The sequence below is a fragment of the Cytobacillus sp. C11.1 genome, from assembly GCF_058145115.1.
Window position 1 is genome coordinate 4,471,363 of the sequence record NZ_CM176935.1, and the last position, 17,126, is coordinate 4,488,488.

Below are 17,126 nucleotides of genomic sequence, written 5' to 3' on the forward strand. Positions count from 1 at the left end.
GCAGCAGAGCTTTTTGAGGCAGATAAACATATTCTAAGCAGCTGTTTCCTTTTCGTTTTTTGGCAGCGCAATGACCAATATAAAACTAATAACAGCAAACAATAAAACAGCATAGTAAACCGAGTGCAGCGAGAATGTCAGCCCATTTTGCAGAACCTCTTTAACTCCCGCATCCATACTATTTCTTGCTTGTTCATTTAAAAGCACATTTGCAGAATCAAGAGATAAATCAGCATCAATATTTTCACCATTTTTCTGGATAAATGACTTTATCTGGCTGTTCAAAATTCCACCTAATAAAGCTGCTCCAATGGTGTTGCCAAGATTTCTCATAAACATATTGGCGGCAGTGGCTATCCCCCTTTGCTTCCATTCAACCGTGCTTTGAATGGAGACAATGAAGGCAGTACTGGTCAAGCCCATACCTGCACCGACAAGAAAGCTGCCGGCAGCTGCCCATATCGGCCCTGCTTCAGGAGTAAGCGTAACAAATACAATGCTGCCTAAAATAAGGAATACCCCGCCCAATATTGACGTACTTCTGAAACCAATCTTCAGCAGCAGTTTCCCTGCAGCTGCTGCAGCTATGGGCCAGCCGATTGACATTGTTGTCAGTGTGAAACCAGCCACAATTGGCGATCTTTCCATAACGCCCTGGACGAACGCGGGCAGGAAACTGGATATTCCGATCAGCATGACACCAGTCGTCAAAGAGGCCAGGTTTGCAATCAGAATCGGCTTTTCTTTCCAAATGTTAAAAGGCATCATCGGTTCAGCCGCTTTTTGCTCCTGCAGGATAAATAATATAAATGAAATAACACTCACAGAAATCAGGCTGATTGCTTCAATTGAATTCCACGCCCAATTTGTACCTCCTTCTACAAGGACAAACATCAGCGAAGATATTGAAACAGTTAAAAGTACAGCCCCAGCATAGTCGATTTGATGCTTCTTTCTTTCAACGTTTTCATGCAAGAAGAGCCATAAGCCTGCAATAGCCATAATGCCAAGCGGTATGTTAACCCAAAATACATAACGCCAGCTTACATACTCAACAAGAAGGCCTCCTATTGCCGGGCCCATAATGGCTGAAATTCCCCAGACACTTGATAGATAGCCCTGCACCTGCGCCCTTTCCTCTTTTGTGTAAATATCTCCAACGATTGTAGTAGCAATCGGCATCACCGCACCTGCACCAAATCCCTGGATCAGGCGGAATATAATAAGCATGGTCATGGACTCGGCGAACCCGCATAAAATAGAGCCAATTAAAAATATAATAATTCCAAACGTCAGAACAGGCTTACGCCCAAATAAGTCAGATAGCTTTCCATAAATTAAAACTGTAACGGCATTCATTAGCAAGTATGCTGAAAATACCCAGCTGTATAAAGCAAATCCGCCCAAGTCACCCACAATAGCAGGCATAGCCGTTGATACGATGGTCGCCTCAATTGCACCCATGAACATTGCCAGCATAACTGAAGCAAGCACAAAAGGTTTTTTCGTTATTTTTTTCTTTCCGTCAGGCATTTTTTTATGTATGACCTGGCCCAAACATTTTCCCCTCCAACATGATAAGCAGAACGCCAAATGAGACTAAATGCTGCCTGCAGTTAAAACAAATGCGTTTTCTTATCATTAAAAATAAAGCAAGCTCCCTCTATACGGGAGCTGAATAATTTTTATTTTTTATTTAATCTTCTGAGATGCTTATTCAACTGATCCAGTACAGTTCTTCGAGTTAGTATCCCCTCAAAATAGCCTTCCTTGTTTTCTACGCACAAAAAAGGATGATCAACTAAAAGAGCGATAGATTGCTGAATTGAGGCATCAATATCAAGACGTGGAATCGTACGGTTCATAGACTCTTCCACTCGTTTTTTCTCCAGCATTTCAAATTCAATCCGCTCGAGGCCAAGAATTGAATCCATGATGATTGGAGTACTGATTAAACCTTGCAGTTTATAATGCGGATCAAGAACTGGAATGGCTGTATAGCCGCTTTTCGTCAATACCAAAAGCGCGTGCTCCAGGTTATTTCCTACCTGTACATGTGCTACCCGCTCTGAAGGAATCATGAAATCACTAATGTTAAATTCTAAAAATTCCTCGCTATGAAGACTAATCATCGCCGAAAACTCCCCAAAAAATAGTTATGAATCCCTTTTATTTTATCACAGTCTCCGGCAATATGCCCCCTTTTTACATAATCATCCTTTGCTGGTTTGAATGTCCTTAACCTCATAATGGCAATTGGGGCAGCGAAAGATCACATTCTGATTTGACTGGGCTGTCAGAACTCCATCAATTTCTTTTTCTGCCATACAGCTTGGACACTTAACAGTTGGCATCATCGTATCACCTCTTGGTAATATCCTGTTCTATATCTCAGCAGGGTATGTATGTTTTACTTTTTGCCTTTGTTTTCTTCAAGAATCTTTTTCATGTCTTCAAGTATTTTCCGGATCATTACTACTTCTTTTTTTGTATTGATTAAATCAGCAAGCATAAGAAGCACTGTAAAAAAAAGCAGAATCATAAGTAAACTATACATATAGCACCTCTTGCCATTTGTTTTAGTTATTATATCATTCCCTAAAATTTTCCGGCAAAGATTTAGTAAAGAGCAAATTAAAAAGGAGCCCCTAAAAAGGCCCCTTATGTATGTGGAGAATTATTGAATCAAGTCGAAAATTTCGATGGTGATCATATCAATGTTGTCAAATTGATATCTTTTTGGCTTCTCTTTATCGTTATATACTTCCAATTCAAATGTTTCATTCTTTGGATGATAGGTAACCTGGCATTTCCTTTCGCCATTTACCTCAAAAAATCTCTGCATCGGCTCTCCGTTAGTTGATTGCTCCTGCAAGCTTTTTAAGCGTGTTAATATACCTTGAAGCTGTGACATGCTCTCTCTCCTTTCAAAACAAAACCCATAATCATACATTAAGGTTTCTCTTTTGGCATGTTTCTATCCTCACGAATTGAATTCAGAATATTCAACCTTAGCGCTTTACATACCAATATTAACAGAATAAAATAATGTCATGCGTTTGTACAAGCAAAAGCTTTATAAAGGGTGTGATTTTTTTTGAAAAAACCTGAAAAACTGGCTGAAAACCTATATTTAATTGATGATTTTGATCTTTCATTGGAAAAACGTACCGGTACATATGTTTTAACCCAAGAAAAATTAACCTTGATTGAAACGTCTGCTAGCCCCTCAGTCCCCTACATTCTGGAAGGTCTGAAGCAGCTCCAATTCAAACCAGAGGAAGTAGCCTATATAATCGTTACTCATATTCATTTGGATCATGCAGGAGGTGCAGGCCTGCTCCTTACCCACTGTCCAAACGCTAAGTTGATTGTTCATCCAAAAGGGGCCAGGCATTTGTCTGACCCTTCCCGCCTAATTGCGGGCGCGAGGGCTGTTTACGGTGACAAATTTGATAAACTCTTCAATCCGATACTCCCTGTTCCGGAAGAAAAAATAATGATTAAAGAACATGAAGAAGAGCTTTCCATTGGATCCGGATGCACCCTGAAGTTTTTTAACTCCCCTGGCCATGCCAACCACCATTTCAGCATTTTCCACACGGCATTAAATGGGATGTTTACCGGGGATACTGCGGGTGTAACCTATCCTCAATTAGCAGTGGAAGGCATTGAACTATATTTGCCATCAACTTCACCAAATCAATTTGATCCTGAAAAAATGCTGAACTCTATTTCAATGTATGAAAAAATGGATTTAGATTATATCTTTTTCGGACACTACGGGATGAGCCGAGATCCTAAGGAGGTATACAAGCAAATCCGGGAGTGGCTTGAAGTTTTTCTTGCTGCAGGCAAGATAGGGATGGCTGAAGGAAGTTCCTTTGAACAGCAAATGAATGCAGCAAGAGACATACTTGCCAGCCAAGTTAAGGAATATCTTGATGAGAAAGGCATACCCAATGGCCATTCAGTCTATGAAATCCTTTCCGTTGACATGGAAGTATGCTCAATGGGGCTAATAGATTATCTTCAAAAGCAAAATGATTGATTACTCACGACAATTGAATTAAGATGATAATTACTAAACCAGGGGAGGATGTTAAGTTGGAGGAAATAATTTTGTATACACAGCCGGACTGCCCACCCTGTGAAATAACTAAAATGTTCTTAAAAGAGTATGGATTTTCTTTCACAATAAAAGATATAAAAAAAGATGCAGCTGCTCACAGAGAGTTAACCAAGCAATATAATTCCTTCTCCACCCCAACTATTGTTATCGGGGACATGGTCATTACAGGATTTGACCTGGAGAAACTCAAATCAGTTCTGCAAATTAAAGAATAAAAACAGAGCTTAAAAGCATACCATTGCTTTTAAGCTCTGTTCTTTTAATTAGAAGCCAGCTGCCCGTTTATTTCCTGATGTTCAAAAAGGGCCATAACTCCCTGCTTATCGTCTGTAAATAGCATGCTTCCTGACCGGAGGAATGCATCAAAAGGGTTTAATAGAAAGCTGATATGGTATGCTGGCTTATTAAACCACACCGGTTCAGCAGCTGTTTTAAATGAAGTTTGTTCTGATTCTTGCTGGGATTTCTCTGCTTTTTCTAAGATGTTTTCAGGTACTTTATCACCTAAAAATTGGGCGACTTTCATTTTCCCTTTATCTTTTTCAAGCAGTACCCCTTCATAATGGCTATCATAGCCTACCGGACCTTCTTCGCTTTCCGGAAAATATTCAAATACATAAACCTTATCTTTCTCTGTTACAACCTTGGTCTCTTCCGAATATGTAAAAAACGGAATATAAAAATTGGCGGCATCCGATCCGTAGATAATATACTTTCCATTTTCTGAAACAAGATTTTCTTTCAGGAATTGCTTTTTAGCTGCTTCCGAAAAATAAGGCGCAACCAATTCATGAACATCTTCCAGACTTCTCTCTTCCTCACTTAAGGATACTTGTGCCTGGAATGCTTCCTGTAAAAATTTATATACTTCTTCATTGTTTGCAAAACCGCTCTCGGCGTTTGGATGGGAAGGCATCACTGTGAACATGACTGCAAAAGTAAATAAAAATCCTAATAAGTGCTTGTACATTCCACTCTCCCTTTCTTTTATCGGTTCCTATTTGTTTATCCTCAATTTTACCAGTAAATGAATGACCTACCAGCTACTTTCGTTCCCGAAATTCCCTTATGTTTTGACAGGAAAATTCTTTTCTTGCTTTAAATTTACCCGTATTGACAAAGAATTAACGTTTTATGAGAGAAAGTGCATTTGAAACCACATGTAAATATTGTTAATTGTTTATCAAGCATAAAGGAATTGAGAATGCATTATCGGGGAGTCTTACGCGCAATCAACAGAATGCCAAAATCAGCAATGAACTTTAACTTAATATTCCATAAAAAAAAGACCCTGTCCGGGTCTTTTACCAATTCCATGTAAGTGCAAAATACGTAATCATGACAATCAAAATGCCAAAGGTGATAGCATAGGTTAAAAAAATAGGATTGCGCAAATAAGCATGCTTCTGTACATTATCCGGCAATTCAGTATCAATATCTCCTCTTACAGCTTTTCGCTCTTTTGCAACAAACAGGGTATATACTAAGGAATACACAAGTATCCCTGCTCCAATTAATAAAATAATCATCATAAACATACTCATTTTTAATCTCTCCTCAAGGAAAGGTTCTACACTTACAATTCCTCAACAAGAGCCTGTTTATACTTGTTTATTTATCATCCCTGCACATTTTATAATCCTCTATAATAATCCATCATGCTCGTAAAGAAAATTGTATGATAAATCCACAAATAAATAGTCGTCCGCATTTAGTGGAAACGAAAAGGTCCTTATTGTTTCCCCTGTTTCAATATCGGTATACAAATCAGAAAGTATGCCCTTTTTGTTTATTCTCATCTTCATGATATTTTCCAGAAAGTATGGGCGCCAGCTCCAATTTTTCTCGAGATATTCTTTCTGGAGAACCCATCCTCCGTCCTTCTTGAAAATATTTGCTGATTTCTGAAAACCATCTTCATCACAAATATAAAGGCGAAAGGCAGCTCCATCCAAAAGCTGGGCAAGATGTTCCAGACTTTCTTCATAATTGTTTATCTTACGGTTTTTACTTATAAAGTCATTAAGCTTTTCGTTAAACTCGAGTGTCACCTGGTAAAGCGATTCAAGCTTTTTCTTCTCATGGGTAATAAACTGATGGCATTCATTTTTGAGTTTTTCTTTTAGCAGGTTTCTCTCGGTAAAATGTTCTGCAGGTTTTTGCAAATAATATCCCTGGTAGTAACGACCGCCATTTTTCCAGGCATATTGCAGCTGATAAGTCATTTCTATATTCTCAAAAAGCAAGCTTGCCCCAATTTTTCTTGCAAGCATGGATAATGAATATAGAATATCGTTAAAATTATAAACGGAGGCTGTTGATCGCATTGATATTAAGTCAACCTTCAATATATCCGGAGCCAATTGTCCAATCCGGTCAAGATGGCTGCTTTCATTGCCAAGTTTATCTATTGCTAATTTAATTCCATAAGTCCTGTAATAATTTAAAAGATGATCGAGATGATCGATATCTCCTTTGTAATTTCGCTCTGTAATTTCCAGGACAATGCGGTCGAGGCTTATGCCTTTTTTTTCATACTCAAGAAGCGTGTTCAGGAACTGTTCTCCATCATTATGCATAAGCAAATCTGCATCCCTGTTTACAAACAGCATAATATCTTTATCAAGATTAATTGTTTTTTCTAAAGCCTTCTTCAGGATTTCGTAATCAACCTCAAGCCGAAATTCTTCAGGAATGCTTTCATCCTGAAAAAAGGGCCCCAGGCTGACTATACCCGCAGGTCCCCTATACCGTCCCAGCACCTCATAACCAATGACACGATGCTCATCCGCACTGAATATTGGCTGGAAATAAGGAAACACATTATCCAAATCTGTAAGAATATCCAATGCATCCATGTCCATTAGCCTCCCTATGTATATTAATGAATTATTATACCATATTCTCTTTCAGCATTTACTATTCAAAATACAGGTTCCACAAATTGATAAATCCGCTTGGTTTTCCAAAAGGTTAACATTATATTGGAGTCCCCCTCTTCACAAGCTAATACCAGGACATCAGAGAAAGAGGGTATTTCATGAGGAATTTCCTGTTTGTTTTCCTTCTTATCCCATTGCTTGGATGCGGTCATTCCGAACCAGTGAGTCCAACAGGCCAACAGGCTGACATATCCTCAAGTGAAGTGAAAGGCCGAACCCATACACAGGCAAAGGAAGAACAGCCGCGAGTGCAAAAATTAACAGCCCAAAATACGGATGTGAAAGATACAAAACGGTCTGTCATGCTTGATGTTCCACTTATAAACCAGAATCCGGAGTTAAAATACGGATGTGAAGTTACAAGCCTTACTATGGTTCTGCAATATGCAGGTATAAAAATAGGAAAAATGGATTTGTATAATCGTGTAAAAAAAGATAATGATCCGCTTATCCGTTACAAAAATGATATTGTAAAATGGGGAAACCCTGCCGAAGGATTTGTTGGTGATATGACTGGAAAACGTGCAGGTTATGCTGTATTCGATAAACCCATTGAGGAATTGGTAAATAAATACCTGCCTGGAAGAGCGGTTAATTTAACCGGCCAGGATTTTAATTCAGTCTTAAATCACGCTTCAAAAGGTTTTCCTGTTGTAGTCTGGACAACAGGCGATTACAGACTTCCAGACCGCTGGGAATCATGGACCCACGGCAGCCAAACGATTAAAACGCCATTGGACCTGCATGCTGTTGTATTAGTTGGCTACGATGATAACTATGTTTATTTAAATGATCCGCTTTCCGGAAGAAAACAAGTAAAGGTTTCAAAAGAACGGTTTATTTCATCATGGAAAGCTTTAAAATCCAGAGCTATCAGCTACCAATAGGTTATGTAAACCGGCTGATTTAAATCAGCCGGTTTTATAGTTTCTCTTAAAATGGATATTGATTAAGCCACTGGCCTCCATCCATCGTAATACATTCTCCGTTAATATACCCGGCATTCTCTGAGAACAGAAAGAAAGCCAATTCAGCAATTTCTTCAGGCTTCCCCAGTCTGCCAAGAGGTACACTTTGAAGCGTTCTCCTGGCAGCTTCTTCTGATTCCCAAAGTCTGTCTGCTCCCCCTGTTCTTTCAATTGGGCCAGGGGCAATGGCGTTAACTCTTATTCCGTACCTTCTGCCCCATTCAACAGCTAAGGTTCTTGTCATGGAGAGCACTCCTGCTTTAGCAGCTGCTGAGTGGATGACACCTGCGCCCGCATCCCATGCATATGTAGCCACCATATTAATAATGCTCCCTTTTATGCCTTTTCCAATCCAGTATTTACCGACTTCACTAGAACAATAAAAGGTTCCGTTCAGGACAATATTAATAACAGAATTCCAGCCATTTGCACTTAATTGCTCTGCAGGACAGATAAAGTTGCCGGCTGCATTATTAACTAAGAAATCAACCTGTCCGAAGGAATTCAGCGTTTCGTTAAGCATGTGTTTCACATGTTCCATTTCACGCACATCCATTTGGATCGTCAGAACTTGTCCGGGGGATGTTTCAATTTCTGCTTTCGCCGCTTCAAGCTTTTCCGGATTTCGGCCGGTTATAACCACATTAGCTCCGGCTTCCGCAAACCTTTTAGCCATATATTTCCCCATTCCGCTTGAACCGCCTGTCACTATAACTGTTTTATTTTTCAAAAGTATTCCCTCCCAGAAACTGAATAGTCATTCAGTTTATATTTTACCATTAATATAGAGAATTTTCGAATTATTTATTGATTATTTCTTAGGAGTTACAGGAAAAAGAAGTAAATGAAGCAAAAGAGTTATTCCTTCTTTTTAATAGCATAGTTTGATAGTATTAGAAGGTACGGCTAAAAGAAGGCCAAGCCGGGCAATTGCCTTTAAGTTGGTATTTCGGAGCACAAAATTTCAATAGATAGGTTGGTAAAATAAATGCCGAAAAAAGTGTCCAGAAGATCCTTTTTAAAAAGAGCGCTCGGTTTTGCTGCTGCCGCTTTCGGTTTAAGTGCGGGAGGCTACTATTATGCACGTGATATAGAGCCCCGGCTTTTGGATATTACAAACCATAAAATCCTTAATAATGCAATTCCGCAAGCTTTCAATAATGTTAAAATTGTCCAATTCAGCGATACACATCTCGGGTTTCATTATGACCTGAATCAGCTGGAAGAATTAATAGAAAAGATAAACAAGATTAAGCCAGATATAATTTTTTTTACTGGTGACTTAATGGATGAGCCAAATAAGTATTCAGAAGCCAATCAAATAGCTCCTCTTCTGCAAAATCTAGAAGCACCCCTTGGCAAATTTGCTATTTACGGAAACCATGATCATGGCGGTTATGGATCTGACATCTATAAATCTATTATGGATGAAGCAGGTTTTATCCTCTTACTTAATGAAAATTATAAAATTGACGTTTCAGGAAGCAGCATTCATGTCATCGGCATTGATGATGCCATGCTGGGAAGGCCGGATATTAAGCTGGCTGTGGAGAATATTGCGGAGGACTCCTATAAAATTTTATTGTCACATGCTCCTGATTTGGCTGATGGCGCCTCTTCCTTTGGCATACAGCTTCAACTAAGCGGTCATAGCCATGGCGGTCAAATAAAAATTCCTTTCTTTGGAGCACTAGTAAAGCCGCCATATGCTGAAAGATATCACGAAGGTTTTTATAAGATCGGCAGCCAGGACCCCCTAACCCTCTATGTTAACAGAGGACTCGGCACTACGAGACTTCCCTTCAGATTTTTATCCCGCCCTGAAATGACGGTATTCACTTTGCACTATGATAAAGGGAACTAAAGAAGAAAAGCAGCTTTTTGGCGGCTTTTCTTTTTTTAGTGGGTGCCTCCTCTCCTCATCATATTATTAACAAGTTCCATGTTCTAATTTCCGAGCATATATTTGATTAGACCTTTAAAGAAGGGAATGATTTTTATTTATCATATTGTAAAGCCAGGTGAGACCCTGGCGGTAATCGCAAGAAACTATCGCCGCTCTCTCAGTCAGCTGCTGGCAGCCAACCCTTCCATCGCAAATCCCAACCTTATCTATCCCGGCCAGCAAATATTAATACCAGGCCTTCCGAATCCCGAGACCATTCCATATACCATCATCGTTTCACGCGGAAAAAGAAATTTAACCCTTTTAAAAAATGGCACTGTTCAAAAGGTCTACCCAATCGCCGTAGGCAAAATGCTTACCCAAACGCCAATCGGTGAATTTGTAATTGTAAACCGAGAGCCTAACCCCGGTGGCCCTTTTGGTGTGATGTGGCTTTCCTTATCAAAATCCGGCTACGGGATCCATGGGACCAACAATCCTTCATCAATTGGCCAGTTTGTTTCCAAAGGCTGTATTCGAATGTATAACGAAAATGTCTTAGAATTAGCCCGAATTGTTCCAAATGGTACGAGGGTGCTGATTAGGCAGTAAATATTTTCTTTTATTAATGGCCTTGTTAACTTCCTGCCGGTTTCCACTCTAGGCGCTCGCATTCCAATCATCAGGGTGCCAATATCAACATTTGGCAAATTAAATCTTCAAGCTTTCGTCGAAAATAGGCGAAGGCTTTTTAATATTTTGGTTGAAATTCCCTTCCGGTTAATATATCATAATGATATATCAAATTGATACATCAACCCGATATATTGGAAAGGGGAATGATTCTTGTCTGTCGAGCACACATTACTAGCTGTTCTCAGTATTTGGCCCAGCACCGGCTATAACATTAAATCCGAATTCGAGCATAAAGCTGCAGGCCTTTATTGGGGAATGAGCTATGGGAGCATTTATCCGAAATTAAAAAAGCTGGAGGAAGATGGATTTATTTATACTCTGGAACAGGAGGAGGAAGGGCGGAAGAAAAAGCTGTATGAACTTACCCCCGAAGGCTGGGAAGAGTTTGAAAATTGGCTAAAAGCTCCGCCCTCCTATCCTGTCATAAAAGATGAATTGCTTATGAAGATGTCGACCTGGCATGAGGATATGGATTATGATGTCTTAATTAGCCATTTATTAAAAAGGAAAGAAGAAACTGAAGACCTTCTCCAGTTCGTAAAAGAATGGCCGAAGAATGGATACTCCTATATAAGCAAGCTCGGTATACTTACGATCCGATTCATCGAAATGAGATTAGAAACAGAATTAAGATGGATTGAAGAATCTTTAGTGATATTAAAAAATGATGATCTTCCCGATGGCCAGGATCCCTATGGAAACACTGAAAAGCTGCTTGAACGGCGGAGAAAGGCAATTGGCGAAAAAAAGGAGAATGATCAATGAAAGCAGGCATTTTTCAACCTCTGAAATTAAGGCCTTTCCGCTCACTATTTGGGGCACAGCTTTTTTCCGATCTCGGAAACTGGCTGGATCTTATCGCTCTGCAGGTTATTGTTGCTTACCATTGGGGCCTGGACGAAACCGCTATCGCTTCAGTCATCATTGTCCTGGGACTGCCTTGGGTGATCATTGGTCCCTTTGCCAGTGTGTTCGTCGATCGATTACCCAAAAAAACTGTCATGATCATTTGCCTTCTTTTCAGAGTTATATTTGTGGCAGGCTTATTTTTTGCTCCAAACCTTTATATCTTGCTATTGTTTGTTTTCTTAAAAGGTACCGTGTCTGCCCTGTATGATCCTGCGAGGCAAAGTACCATCAGAATGATCGTCCCTGATAGCCTGCTTTCAGAGGCGGTCACTCTTAGCCAGCTTTCCGTTAACACCATGAAAATAGCAGGGCCTGCTTTGGGAGGAGGGATTATTGCTCTTTTTGGACCGAAAAGCCCCTTCTTATTTGAAGCAGCAGGCTTTTTAATAGCTGTTCTCTTTTTATTGTTTCTTCCTGATTTAAAAGAAATTGAGAGATTGGAGAAATCGGAACTTACAGGCCAACCTGAAAAAAGAAAGTATTGGGGTGACTTTTCTGAGGGCATTAAGCATATCGCTCAAACTCCCCTTTTAAAAATATCAATTATTTTATCTTCGGCTGCTTTTTTTATCATCTTTCTATATGATGGGCTTTTTGTATTTATTGCCAAACATCTGGGATTCAACGAAGGAAATTTTGGACTGCTTATAAGTGCAGTGGGATTTGGAAGTGTTGTGGGCTCACTCATATTGGGCCAATGGACAAAATGGAACCGAAAACCGATTCATCTGATGGCTTCTTCTGCTGTTATTAGCGGCACCTTAATAATATCGGTTGGGCTGGGAGGCATGGGTATTCTTGAATTTCCCCAGCTAGTTTGGATAATAGGTGCATGTCTGCTTGGCCTGCTCGGTGCGGGTGAATCTGTTCCATATGGCTATGTTCTGCAGTCTGAAACCCCCAAGAACATAATGGGAAGAGTATCTGCTGCCGCTATGTCCTTGCAGACCTTTTCCATGCTGATAGCTCCTGCCGCGGGAGCTATGCTTGCTAAATGGCTGGGAGTCCCTTTCGTTCTGATAGGAGCGGGGCTCGCAACTATTTTATTGGGCTCATTTATGCTTCTGGCAGTTATGAGAAGAGGAACTCTCAGCCAGCCGCCCAAAGAAAAGCAAATACAGGCCTAAATCCTTTCAAAACAACTGTATGGATACTCATGTTGGTTTTATTGAATAAAAGGGGTATAATAAGACTATACCCCTTTACAATATGAAAGGAGCCATAAAATTGAATTCGGACAAGAAACAAAATCCCCATCTGCATCCAACGGTTGAAAACCTCTCACAAGCCATCTTCACCGTTAACCGCCATGCAAAAACAGCACCAAACCCTAAGTTTTTATATAAGCTCAAACATGATGCGCTTCAAAAACTTATTAATGAAGGAAAAGCCAGCAAGGTAGGCCTTCACTACTCAGGCAATCCCAAAAACAGCCAGCAGCAGTCAGATGTGTTAGTGAAATGCGGAAATTATTCCTTTCACCTGCCGCCCTCCAAGGAGGATTTTGCAAAACTTCCACATCTAGGAAAACTTGATTCCTATGTAAGAAATCCTAAAGCTTCTCTATCTCTAACCACTGCGAAAAAGCTGCTCATGACATATACAGGCTTAAAAGAACATAACAGCAAACCGCACCAGAAGAAACAGCGCTACGAAAAGCCTGTATTTAAGAAGCTGGGCGAGAGTTATTTCTAAAAACAAAAAGGCTGGGGAAACCCAGCTTTTAATTTGTATATAATCAATTCTTATAATGCATATTGATCAATAAAGAGCACCAGCTCAGCAATCTCCGGTTTGCTCACTTGTGCATCTGCACCCACCATTTGCCCTTTATGGCGGAGATTCTCCGTTATGAGGGAGGAAAAGATGATAACAGGAATGCCGGAAAGCTGTGGATGATCTTTTATTTTCTTAGTGAGATGATGGCCATCCATTTGAGGCATTTCAATATCCGTTATCATTAGATGGACTTCTTTAGTAATATCACATCCAGATTCCGCTAACGATACCAAATACTTGTAAGCACCCTGCCCATTCTCAAAGAATTCAAGATTAGAAAAGCCGGCTTCATTCAAAGTATCATGCAGCAGCTTTCTCAGTAACGGTGAATCCTCTGCAACAACCAGCCTCTTATCTGACCTCTCCCTCTTGCCGAGCTTCTGCACCTTTTGGATACTAATCCCAGAATCAGGATTAATCTCCGTAATCATTTTTTCAAAATCTAATAGGAGTACCATTTCCCCATGAAGCTTAATCACTCCGATAACTTGGCTGTGTGACCCTTGATACATTTCAGATGGTTTTTCAATCTGGTCCCATGAGATCCGATGGATTTGTGAAACATTATGTACATGGAAAACAATTTTTTGCTGATTAAATTCAGTGACTATAAACTTATCCTGCTGCGGATTTCCAGAAGGCTTCATGCCTAATGAAGCAGCTACATCAACTACTGGGAGAATTTCTCCCCTCAATTCCATAATCCCCTCAATGTGTCCATGAGAATGAGGTACCGGAATCACCTGCCCTGGATTAATGATTTCCTTTACTTTAATGACATTTATGCCAAATTTATTTCTGCCTATTGTAAATTCAACAATCTCCAATTCATTCGTTCCGCTCTCAAGCAAAATGCCTTTTTTCTGCTCCATTTCTTTCGCCCTTCCTATTTGTAATAAAGCATTTTCTCTATTAATATACCATAAATGGATATTTTTTCTTATAAAAAGTTAATAGGTTAATAATATCCCTATGAAGGAAGACCTGTGTTTGCGTCCTTAAACCACAGAAAAAGAAGCTGCCCGGCAGAATTCTCTGTTTAAGCAGCTTCCTTTTTCTCAGTACGAAGGATCGTTGAAAATATATTAAATTGATCCGAATGAATGGATTACTTAATGTGTTGGAAATTTGATAAGTGTACTTATGCAGCGTTGCCGTCCTCTTTAATTCTGGAGTGAATAATTAATCCTATTAGCGTGAGAATCATTAAAGAGCCAAGAGCCATTCTGCTCGCCAGGTTTCCATAATCAGCAAAGATTAATGTGATGCTTCCATATATAAGCGGTCCAATGATAGAAGATACTTTTCCTGAAAACGCAAAGAGACCAAAAAATTGTCCTCTTTTATGATCAGGAGTCAATTCCACTATATACGTTCTTGTCGTAACCCACATAGATCCCAGAGCAATACCAAACATGCTGCCGGCTATCCAAAACATCAATTCATTTACAGAAGTTACAGCAATAGCAAGCGCAACCAGGAGAAGAACTCCCACATATTTAACAGCTTTGTAAGGCCCTTTCGCCTTGGTGATATATCCAAACACAAAGGAACCAATGATACTGGAAACAGTCGAAACGAGATAAAGCAAAATGAATTTTCCAGTAGTAAAGCCTACAATTGTTTTTGCATACACGGCCATCATGGCTATTGTTGTTGCAATAGCATCATTCAGGAAAAAGTAAGCAATCATAAAAGTAAAAATGGCTTTGTAATCTTTCATTTCTTTAAAAGTCTGCCAAATTTCCTTATAACCTGATAAAAAGCTTTGTTTTTCTTTTACTTCAAGTGGCTTATCTTTAACAAGGAAAAATAGGGGCAATGAAAATAGCAAAAATAATACAGCTGTTGGTATAAACGCTTCATGAAAACCGTTATCCCCCACAAATAAATATACCGTCAGTCCTACAAGGGTTCCTATATACCCGACTGCAACCCCAAATCCGGAGATTAAAGGTATTTCCTGTTTTGTACCCAAATCTGATATCATCGCATCATAAAAGACCAAGCTTGAATGGTAAAAGAACTTTGCTATTACAAAGCATAAAATGACCAAGGCCAGATAAATTGGCAGCCCTAGGACTTTTCCGCTAAATTGACTTGTTGCAAAGACTCCCATTAAAATAGTTGCCAGTACTGTGATAAGCGTAAAGGCCACTATATATTTCTTCTTTTTTCCTGTCCTGTCTATCATAACTCCAAATAAGGGAGAAAAAAGCACTAGAAAAAAACTTGCCAGTGCATTGGAATAGGAAATAAAGGTACTTGCAATCTGGTTTAAAACTTCATTTTCCCCTATTACTTCCTGGAGATAAAAAGGAAAGAAAATCGTATTTATATTGGATGAAAAAATAGTATTTGCAAAATCATAAAGTGCCCAGGATACTATTGGCATTGTCATATAGAGCCGCCAGGAATTTAATTTCCCCTGTTTGCGAAGCTCCGTTTTTTCAACTTCCATCTCATCAGCCCCTTCTGGTAAAAAACACCTTATTCCTTATTCAAGACTGGTCAGAAAAACCCTTTTTATTTTGTTAATTTTAAATAAAAACCTATATTAAAAAGTTTTTATAAAAGTTAAATGAATATTTCAATAATTATTTTTTATTATGCTATAATAGCAAGTATTATATTTGAGGTGGGTAGTAATGAAAAGGAAGGAACAAAAGGAGTATACAAAACAATTAATCTTTAAGAGTGCAATAGAGCTTTTTAAGAAACAGGGATTCCAAAATACAACTGTCCAGCAAATTACCGACCATGCAGGGGTTGCCAAAGGCACATTTTTTAATTACTTTCAATCAAAGGAGTCTGTTCTCCATTTAGTGGGACAATCCCAGCTAAAGCTGATGCATGCGTTTTATAAAGAAGTCATGGATAGCAGTGAATCTATTGAAGAAAACCTATACAAGCTTTTTAAATTTATGGCTATTAATAATGAGGAATACGGACCAATCCTGCTCTTATCTATTTTTCATATAAGTACGGTAGTAAAAGATTTTCAAATTTCTGAAACCCAGCTGGCCGCGGAATTCAGGTCCATTTTAATTAGCTTGATTGAAGAAGGGAAAAAAAGAGGTGAATTTAGCGATCAGGCAAATGCCTCCCAAATTGCAAAAATGATTGTTAATTCGTTTTTCGGCACGTTATTTTATTGGGTGCACCATTCTGAGCAGGAAACGTTGCCTGCCTTGCTGAGCGATGTCATGGCATCCTATATTACAGTTTTAAAATCACAGTTCAGTTTAACTAACAACCGGTGTTAATTGCTCACACCGGTTGCTTCCATAATTTGCTTTTTATGGTGAAGATCATGCTCAACAAAATCAACAAAATAATCGCGGATTGTTAGAGAATGCTTGCCAATCATAAACGAAGTATCCATGTTTTCTTCTGTAAAGTTGCGGAGCATTTTAAGAAACTGTTCTCTAACAGTCAAAAGTTCGCTGATTACCTCAATCTGATCATGCTTTGCAGCGTATTTCTTTGCGCCATCATTGACACTTTGAAAATCCGGAAAGTTTTCAAGTTCCGCACCTTCTTTAAATAGCGGAAATCGTTCCTTTAGTGAATATCTATCCCAAAAGAGCAAATGTGCAACCACAGCTGCGACTGGCCATTTCCCTTCTGAAACAGGCTGCTGCCAGCTTTTCTGTTCAACCTTTTTCAAAGACTCCAGCCATTGAGAAAATGACTCGTAATGTTTTATAATATCTTCCTTTTGCATGTATATCCTCCCTTTCTTAAAATTATATTCCACACACAGCTAATAAATCCTTTATTGCTTATAACAATAATAAAAAGCTGCATGGCAG

General features: G+C 39.2%; 21 protein-coding genes. 9 read left to right on the plus strand and 12 right to left on the minus strand.

All coding sequences use genetic code 11. The features are described 5' to 3' along the window. Positions 1-33 precede the first annotated feature (33 nt). The 5 genes from AC3ZVC_RS22080 to AC3ZVC_RS22100 all read right to left on the minus strand — a co-directional run bounded on the left by AC3ZVC_RS22080 (position 34) and on the right by AC3ZVC_RS22100 (position 2,914). Positions 34-1,533 carry an MDR family MFS transporter gene (locus tag AC3ZVC_RS22080; protein ID WP_490068985.1) on the minus strand — a complete coding sequence of 500 codons (1,500 nt, stop codon included), beginning with the start codon at positions 1,531-1,533 and terminating at the stop codon, positions 34-36. Between the two features lie 152 nt (positions 1,534-1,685). Beyond that, entirely contained in the window at positions 1,686-2,132 is a 447-nt protein-coding gene (cbpB, locus tag AC3ZVC_RS22085) for a cyclic-di-AMP-binding protein CbpB (protein ID WP_214724500.1), read from the minus strand. Positions 2,133-2,213: 81 nt separating this feature from the next. Further along, positions 2,214-2,357, minus strand: coding sequence for a hypothetical protein (locus tag AC3ZVC_RS22090; protein WP_181396122.1), 144 nt, complete (start codon positions 2,355-2,357; stop codon positions 2,214-2,216). Between the two features lie 53 nt (positions 2,358-2,410). After that, entirely contained in the window at positions 2,411-2,557 is a 147-nt protein-coding gene (locus tag AC3ZVC_RS22095; protein WP_490065245.1) for a hypothetical protein, read from the minus strand. A 120-nt stretch (positions 2,558-2,677) separates the two neighbouring features. Then, a complete protein-coding gene (locus AC3ZVC_RS22100; RefSeq protein ID WP_214724498.1) occupies positions 2,678-2,914 on the minus strand; it encodes a YkuJ family protein in 237 nt (78 codons plus the stop codon). Between the two features lie 183 nt (positions 2,915-3,097). On the opposite strand from AC3ZVC_RS22100, the gene AC3ZVC_RS22105 reads away from it, so the two are divergent. Further along, positions 3,098-4,051 carry an MBL fold metallo-hydrolase gene (locus AC3ZVC_RS22105; protein ID WP_490065246.1) on the plus strand — a complete coding sequence of 318 codons (954 nt, stop codon included), beginning with the start codon at positions 3,098-3,100 and terminating at the stop codon, positions 4,049-4,051. Positions 4,052-4,107: 56 nt separating this feature from the next. Continuing rightward, complete coding sequence (locus AC3ZVC_RS22110; protein ID WP_214724494.1) at positions 4,108-4,347, plus strand: glutaredoxin family protein; 240 nt, start codon at positions 4,108-4,110, stop codon at positions 4,345-4,347. A gap of 44 nt (positions 4,348-4,391) precedes the next feature. Here the strand turns inward: AC3ZVC_RS22110 and AC3ZVC_RS22115 are convergent, their stop codons facing one another. The 3 genes from AC3ZVC_RS22115 to AC3ZVC_RS22125 all read right to left on the minus strand — a co-directional run bounded on the left by AC3ZVC_RS22115 (position 4,392) and on the right by AC3ZVC_RS22125 (position 6,990). Continuing rightward, positions 4,392-5,102 (minus strand): DUF3993 domain-containing protein, encoded by a 711-nt coding sequence (locus tag AC3ZVC_RS22115; RefSeq protein WP_490065247.1) that lies wholly within the window; start codon positions 5,100-5,102, stop codon positions 4,392-4,394. Between the two features lie 334 nt (positions 5,103-5,436). Continuing rightward, entirely contained in the window at positions 5,437-5,676 is a 240-nt protein-coding gene (locus tag AC3ZVC_RS22120; protein WP_490065248.1) for a hypothetical protein, read from the minus strand. A 99-nt stretch (positions 5,677-5,775) separates the two neighbouring features. After that, on the minus strand, positions 5,776-6,990 hold the full coding sequence (locus tag AC3ZVC_RS22125) for an EAL domain-containing protein (protein WP_490065249.1): 1,215 nt from the start codon (positions 6,988-6,990) through the stop codon (positions 5,776-5,778). 182 nt (positions 6,991-7,172) lie between these two features. Between AC3ZVC_RS22125 and AC3ZVC_RS22130 the strand changes: the two genes are divergently transcribed. After that, positions 7,173-7,961, plus strand: a complete 789-nt coding sequence (locus AC3ZVC_RS22130; RefSeq protein WP_490065250.1) for a C39 family peptidase — start codon at positions 7,173-7,175, stop codon at positions 7,959-7,961. 46 nt (positions 7,962-8,007) lie between these two features. Here the strand turns inward: AC3ZVC_RS22130 and fadH are convergent, their stop codons facing one another. After that, positions 8,008-8,772, minus strand: coding sequence for a 2,4-dienoyl-CoA reductase (fadH, locus tag AC3ZVC_RS22135; protein WP_490065251.1), 765 nt, complete (start codon positions 8,770-8,772; stop codon positions 8,008-8,010). A gap of 258 nt (positions 8,773-9,030) precedes the next feature. Between fadH and AC3ZVC_RS22140 the strand changes: the two genes are divergently transcribed. From AC3ZVC_RS22140 to AC3ZVC_RS22160, 5 genes are all read left to right on the plus strand, one after another. Further along, positions 9,031-9,906, plus strand: coding sequence for a metallophosphoesterase (locus AC3ZVC_RS22140; RefSeq protein ID WP_490065252.1), 876 nt, complete (start codon positions 9,031-9,033; stop codon positions 9,904-9,906). A gap of 135 nt (positions 9,907-10,041) precedes the next feature. Further along, positions 10,042-10,539, plus strand: coding sequence for a L,D-transpeptidase family protein (locus AC3ZVC_RS22145; RefSeq protein ID WP_490068986.1), 498 nt, complete (start codon positions 10,042-10,044; stop codon positions 10,537-10,539). Between the two features lie 234 nt (positions 10,540-10,773). Beyond that, entirely contained in the window at positions 10,774-11,388 is a 615-nt protein-coding gene (locus tag AC3ZVC_RS22150) for a PadR family transcriptional regulator (RefSeq protein ID WP_490065253.1), read from the plus strand. After that, positions 11,385-12,659, plus strand: a complete 1,275-nt coding sequence (locus AC3ZVC_RS22155; protein ID WP_490065254.1) for an MFS transporter — start codon at positions 11,385-11,387, stop codon at positions 12,657-12,659. Before AC3ZVC_RS22150 ends, AC3ZVC_RS22155 begins: the two co-directional genes overlap by 4 nt. 82 nt (positions 12,660-12,741) lie before the next feature. Then, a complete protein-coding gene (locus AC3ZVC_RS22160) occupies positions 12,742-13,227 on the plus strand; it encodes a YkyB family protein (protein WP_490065255.1) in 486 nt (161 codons plus the stop codon). 50 nt (positions 13,228-13,277) lie between these two features. On the opposite strand, the gene AC3ZVC_RS22165 is transcribed toward AC3ZVC_RS22160, so the two are convergent. Then, complete coding sequence (locus AC3ZVC_RS22165) at positions 13,278-14,183, minus strand: chemotaxis protein (RefSeq protein ID WP_490065256.1); 906 nt, start codon at positions 14,181-14,183, stop codon at positions 13,278-13,280. A gap of 269 nt (positions 14,184-14,452) precedes the next feature. Further along, positions 14,453-15,772, minus strand: a complete 1,320-nt coding sequence (locus tag AC3ZVC_RS22170) for an MFS transporter (protein WP_490065257.1) — start codon at positions 15,770-15,772, stop codon at positions 14,453-14,455. A 187-nt stretch (positions 15,773-15,959) separates the two neighbouring features. Here AC3ZVC_RS22170 and AC3ZVC_RS22175 point away from each other — a divergent pair, with 187 nt between their 5' ends. After that, a complete protein-coding gene (locus AC3ZVC_RS22175) occupies positions 15,960-16,577 on the plus strand; it encodes a TetR/AcrR family transcriptional regulator (protein WP_490065258.1) in 618 nt (205 codons plus the stop codon). Here AC3ZVC_RS22175 and AC3ZVC_RS22180 read toward each other — a convergent pair. Next, positions 16,574-17,038: a DinB family protein gene (locus AC3ZVC_RS22180; protein WP_490065259.1), complete on the minus strand. Its 465-nt coding sequence runs from the start codon at positions 17,036-17,038 to the stop codon at positions 16,574-16,576. The genes AC3ZVC_RS22175 and AC3ZVC_RS22180 overlap by 4 nt on opposite strands. Positions 17,039-17,126 lie beyond the last annotated feature (88 nt).

Excerpts from the sequence above, each read along its gene's own strand:
- AC3ZVC_RS22160 (WP_490065255.1), top strand. The coding sequence starts at position 12,742 with ATGAAAGGAGCCATAAAATTGAATTCGGACAAGAAACAAAATCCCCAT.
- AC3ZVC_RS22120 (WP_490065248.1), bottom strand. The coding sequence starts at position 5,676 with ATGAGTATGTTTATGATGATTATTTTATTAATTGGAGCAGGGATACTT.
- cbpB (WP_214724500.1), bottom strand. The coding sequence starts at position 2,132 with ATGATTAGTCTTCATAGCGAGGAATTTTTAGAATTTAACATTAGTGAT.
- AC3ZVC_RS22155 (WP_490065254.1), top strand. The coding sequence starts at position 11,385 with ATGAAAGCAGGCATTTTTCAACCTCTGAAATTAAGGCCTTTCCGCTCA.
- AC3ZVC_RS22180 (WP_490065259.1), bottom strand. The coding sequence starts at position 17,038 with ATGCAAAAGGAAGATATTATAAAACATTACGAGTCATTTTCTCAATGG.
- AC3ZVC_RS22170 (WP_490065257.1), bottom strand. The coding sequence starts at position 15,772 with ATGGAAGTTGAAAAAACGGAGCTTCGCAAACAGGGGAAATTAAATTCC.
- AC3ZVC_RS22175 (WP_490065258.1), top strand. The coding sequence starts at position 15,960 with ATGAAAAGGAAGGAACAAAAGGAGTATACAAAACAATTAATCTTTAAG.
- AC3ZVC_RS22130 (WP_490065250.1), top strand. The coding sequence starts at position 7,173 with ATGAGGAATTTCCTGTTTGTTTTCCTTCTTATCCCATTGCTTGGATGC.
- AC3ZVC_RS22095 (WP_490065245.1), bottom strand. The coding sequence starts at position 2,557 with ATGTATAGTTTACTTATGATTCTGCTTTTTTTTACAGTGCTTCTTATG.
- AC3ZVC_RS22115 (WP_490065247.1), bottom strand. The coding sequence starts at position 5,102 with ATGTACAAGCACTTATTAGGATTTTTATTTACTTTTGCAGTCATGTTC.
- AC3ZVC_RS22125 (WP_490065249.1), bottom strand. The coding sequence starts at position 6,990 with ATGGATGCATTGGATATTCTTACAGATTTGGATAATGTGTTTCCTTAT.
- AC3ZVC_RS22080 (WP_490068985.1), bottom strand. The coding sequence starts at position 1,533 with ATGCCTGACGGAAAGAAAAAAATAACGAAAAAACCTTTTGTGCTTGCT.
- AC3ZVC_RS22165 (WP_490065256.1), bottom strand. The coding sequence starts at position 14,183 with ATGGAGCAGAAAAAAGGCATTTTGCTTGAGAGCGGAACGAATGAATTG.
- AC3ZVC_RS22100 (WP_214724498.1), bottom strand. The coding sequence starts at position 2,914 with ATGTCACAGCTTCAAGGTATATTAACACGCTTAAAAAGCTTGCAGGAG.
- AC3ZVC_RS22090 (WP_181396122.1), bottom strand. The coding sequence starts at position 2,357 with ATGATGCCAACTGTTAAGTGTCCAAGCTGTATGGCAGAAAAAGAAATT.
- AC3ZVC_RS22140 (WP_490065252.1), top strand. The coding sequence starts at position 9,031 with ATGCCGAAAAAAGTGTCCAGAAGATCCTTTTTAAAAAGAGCGCTCGGT.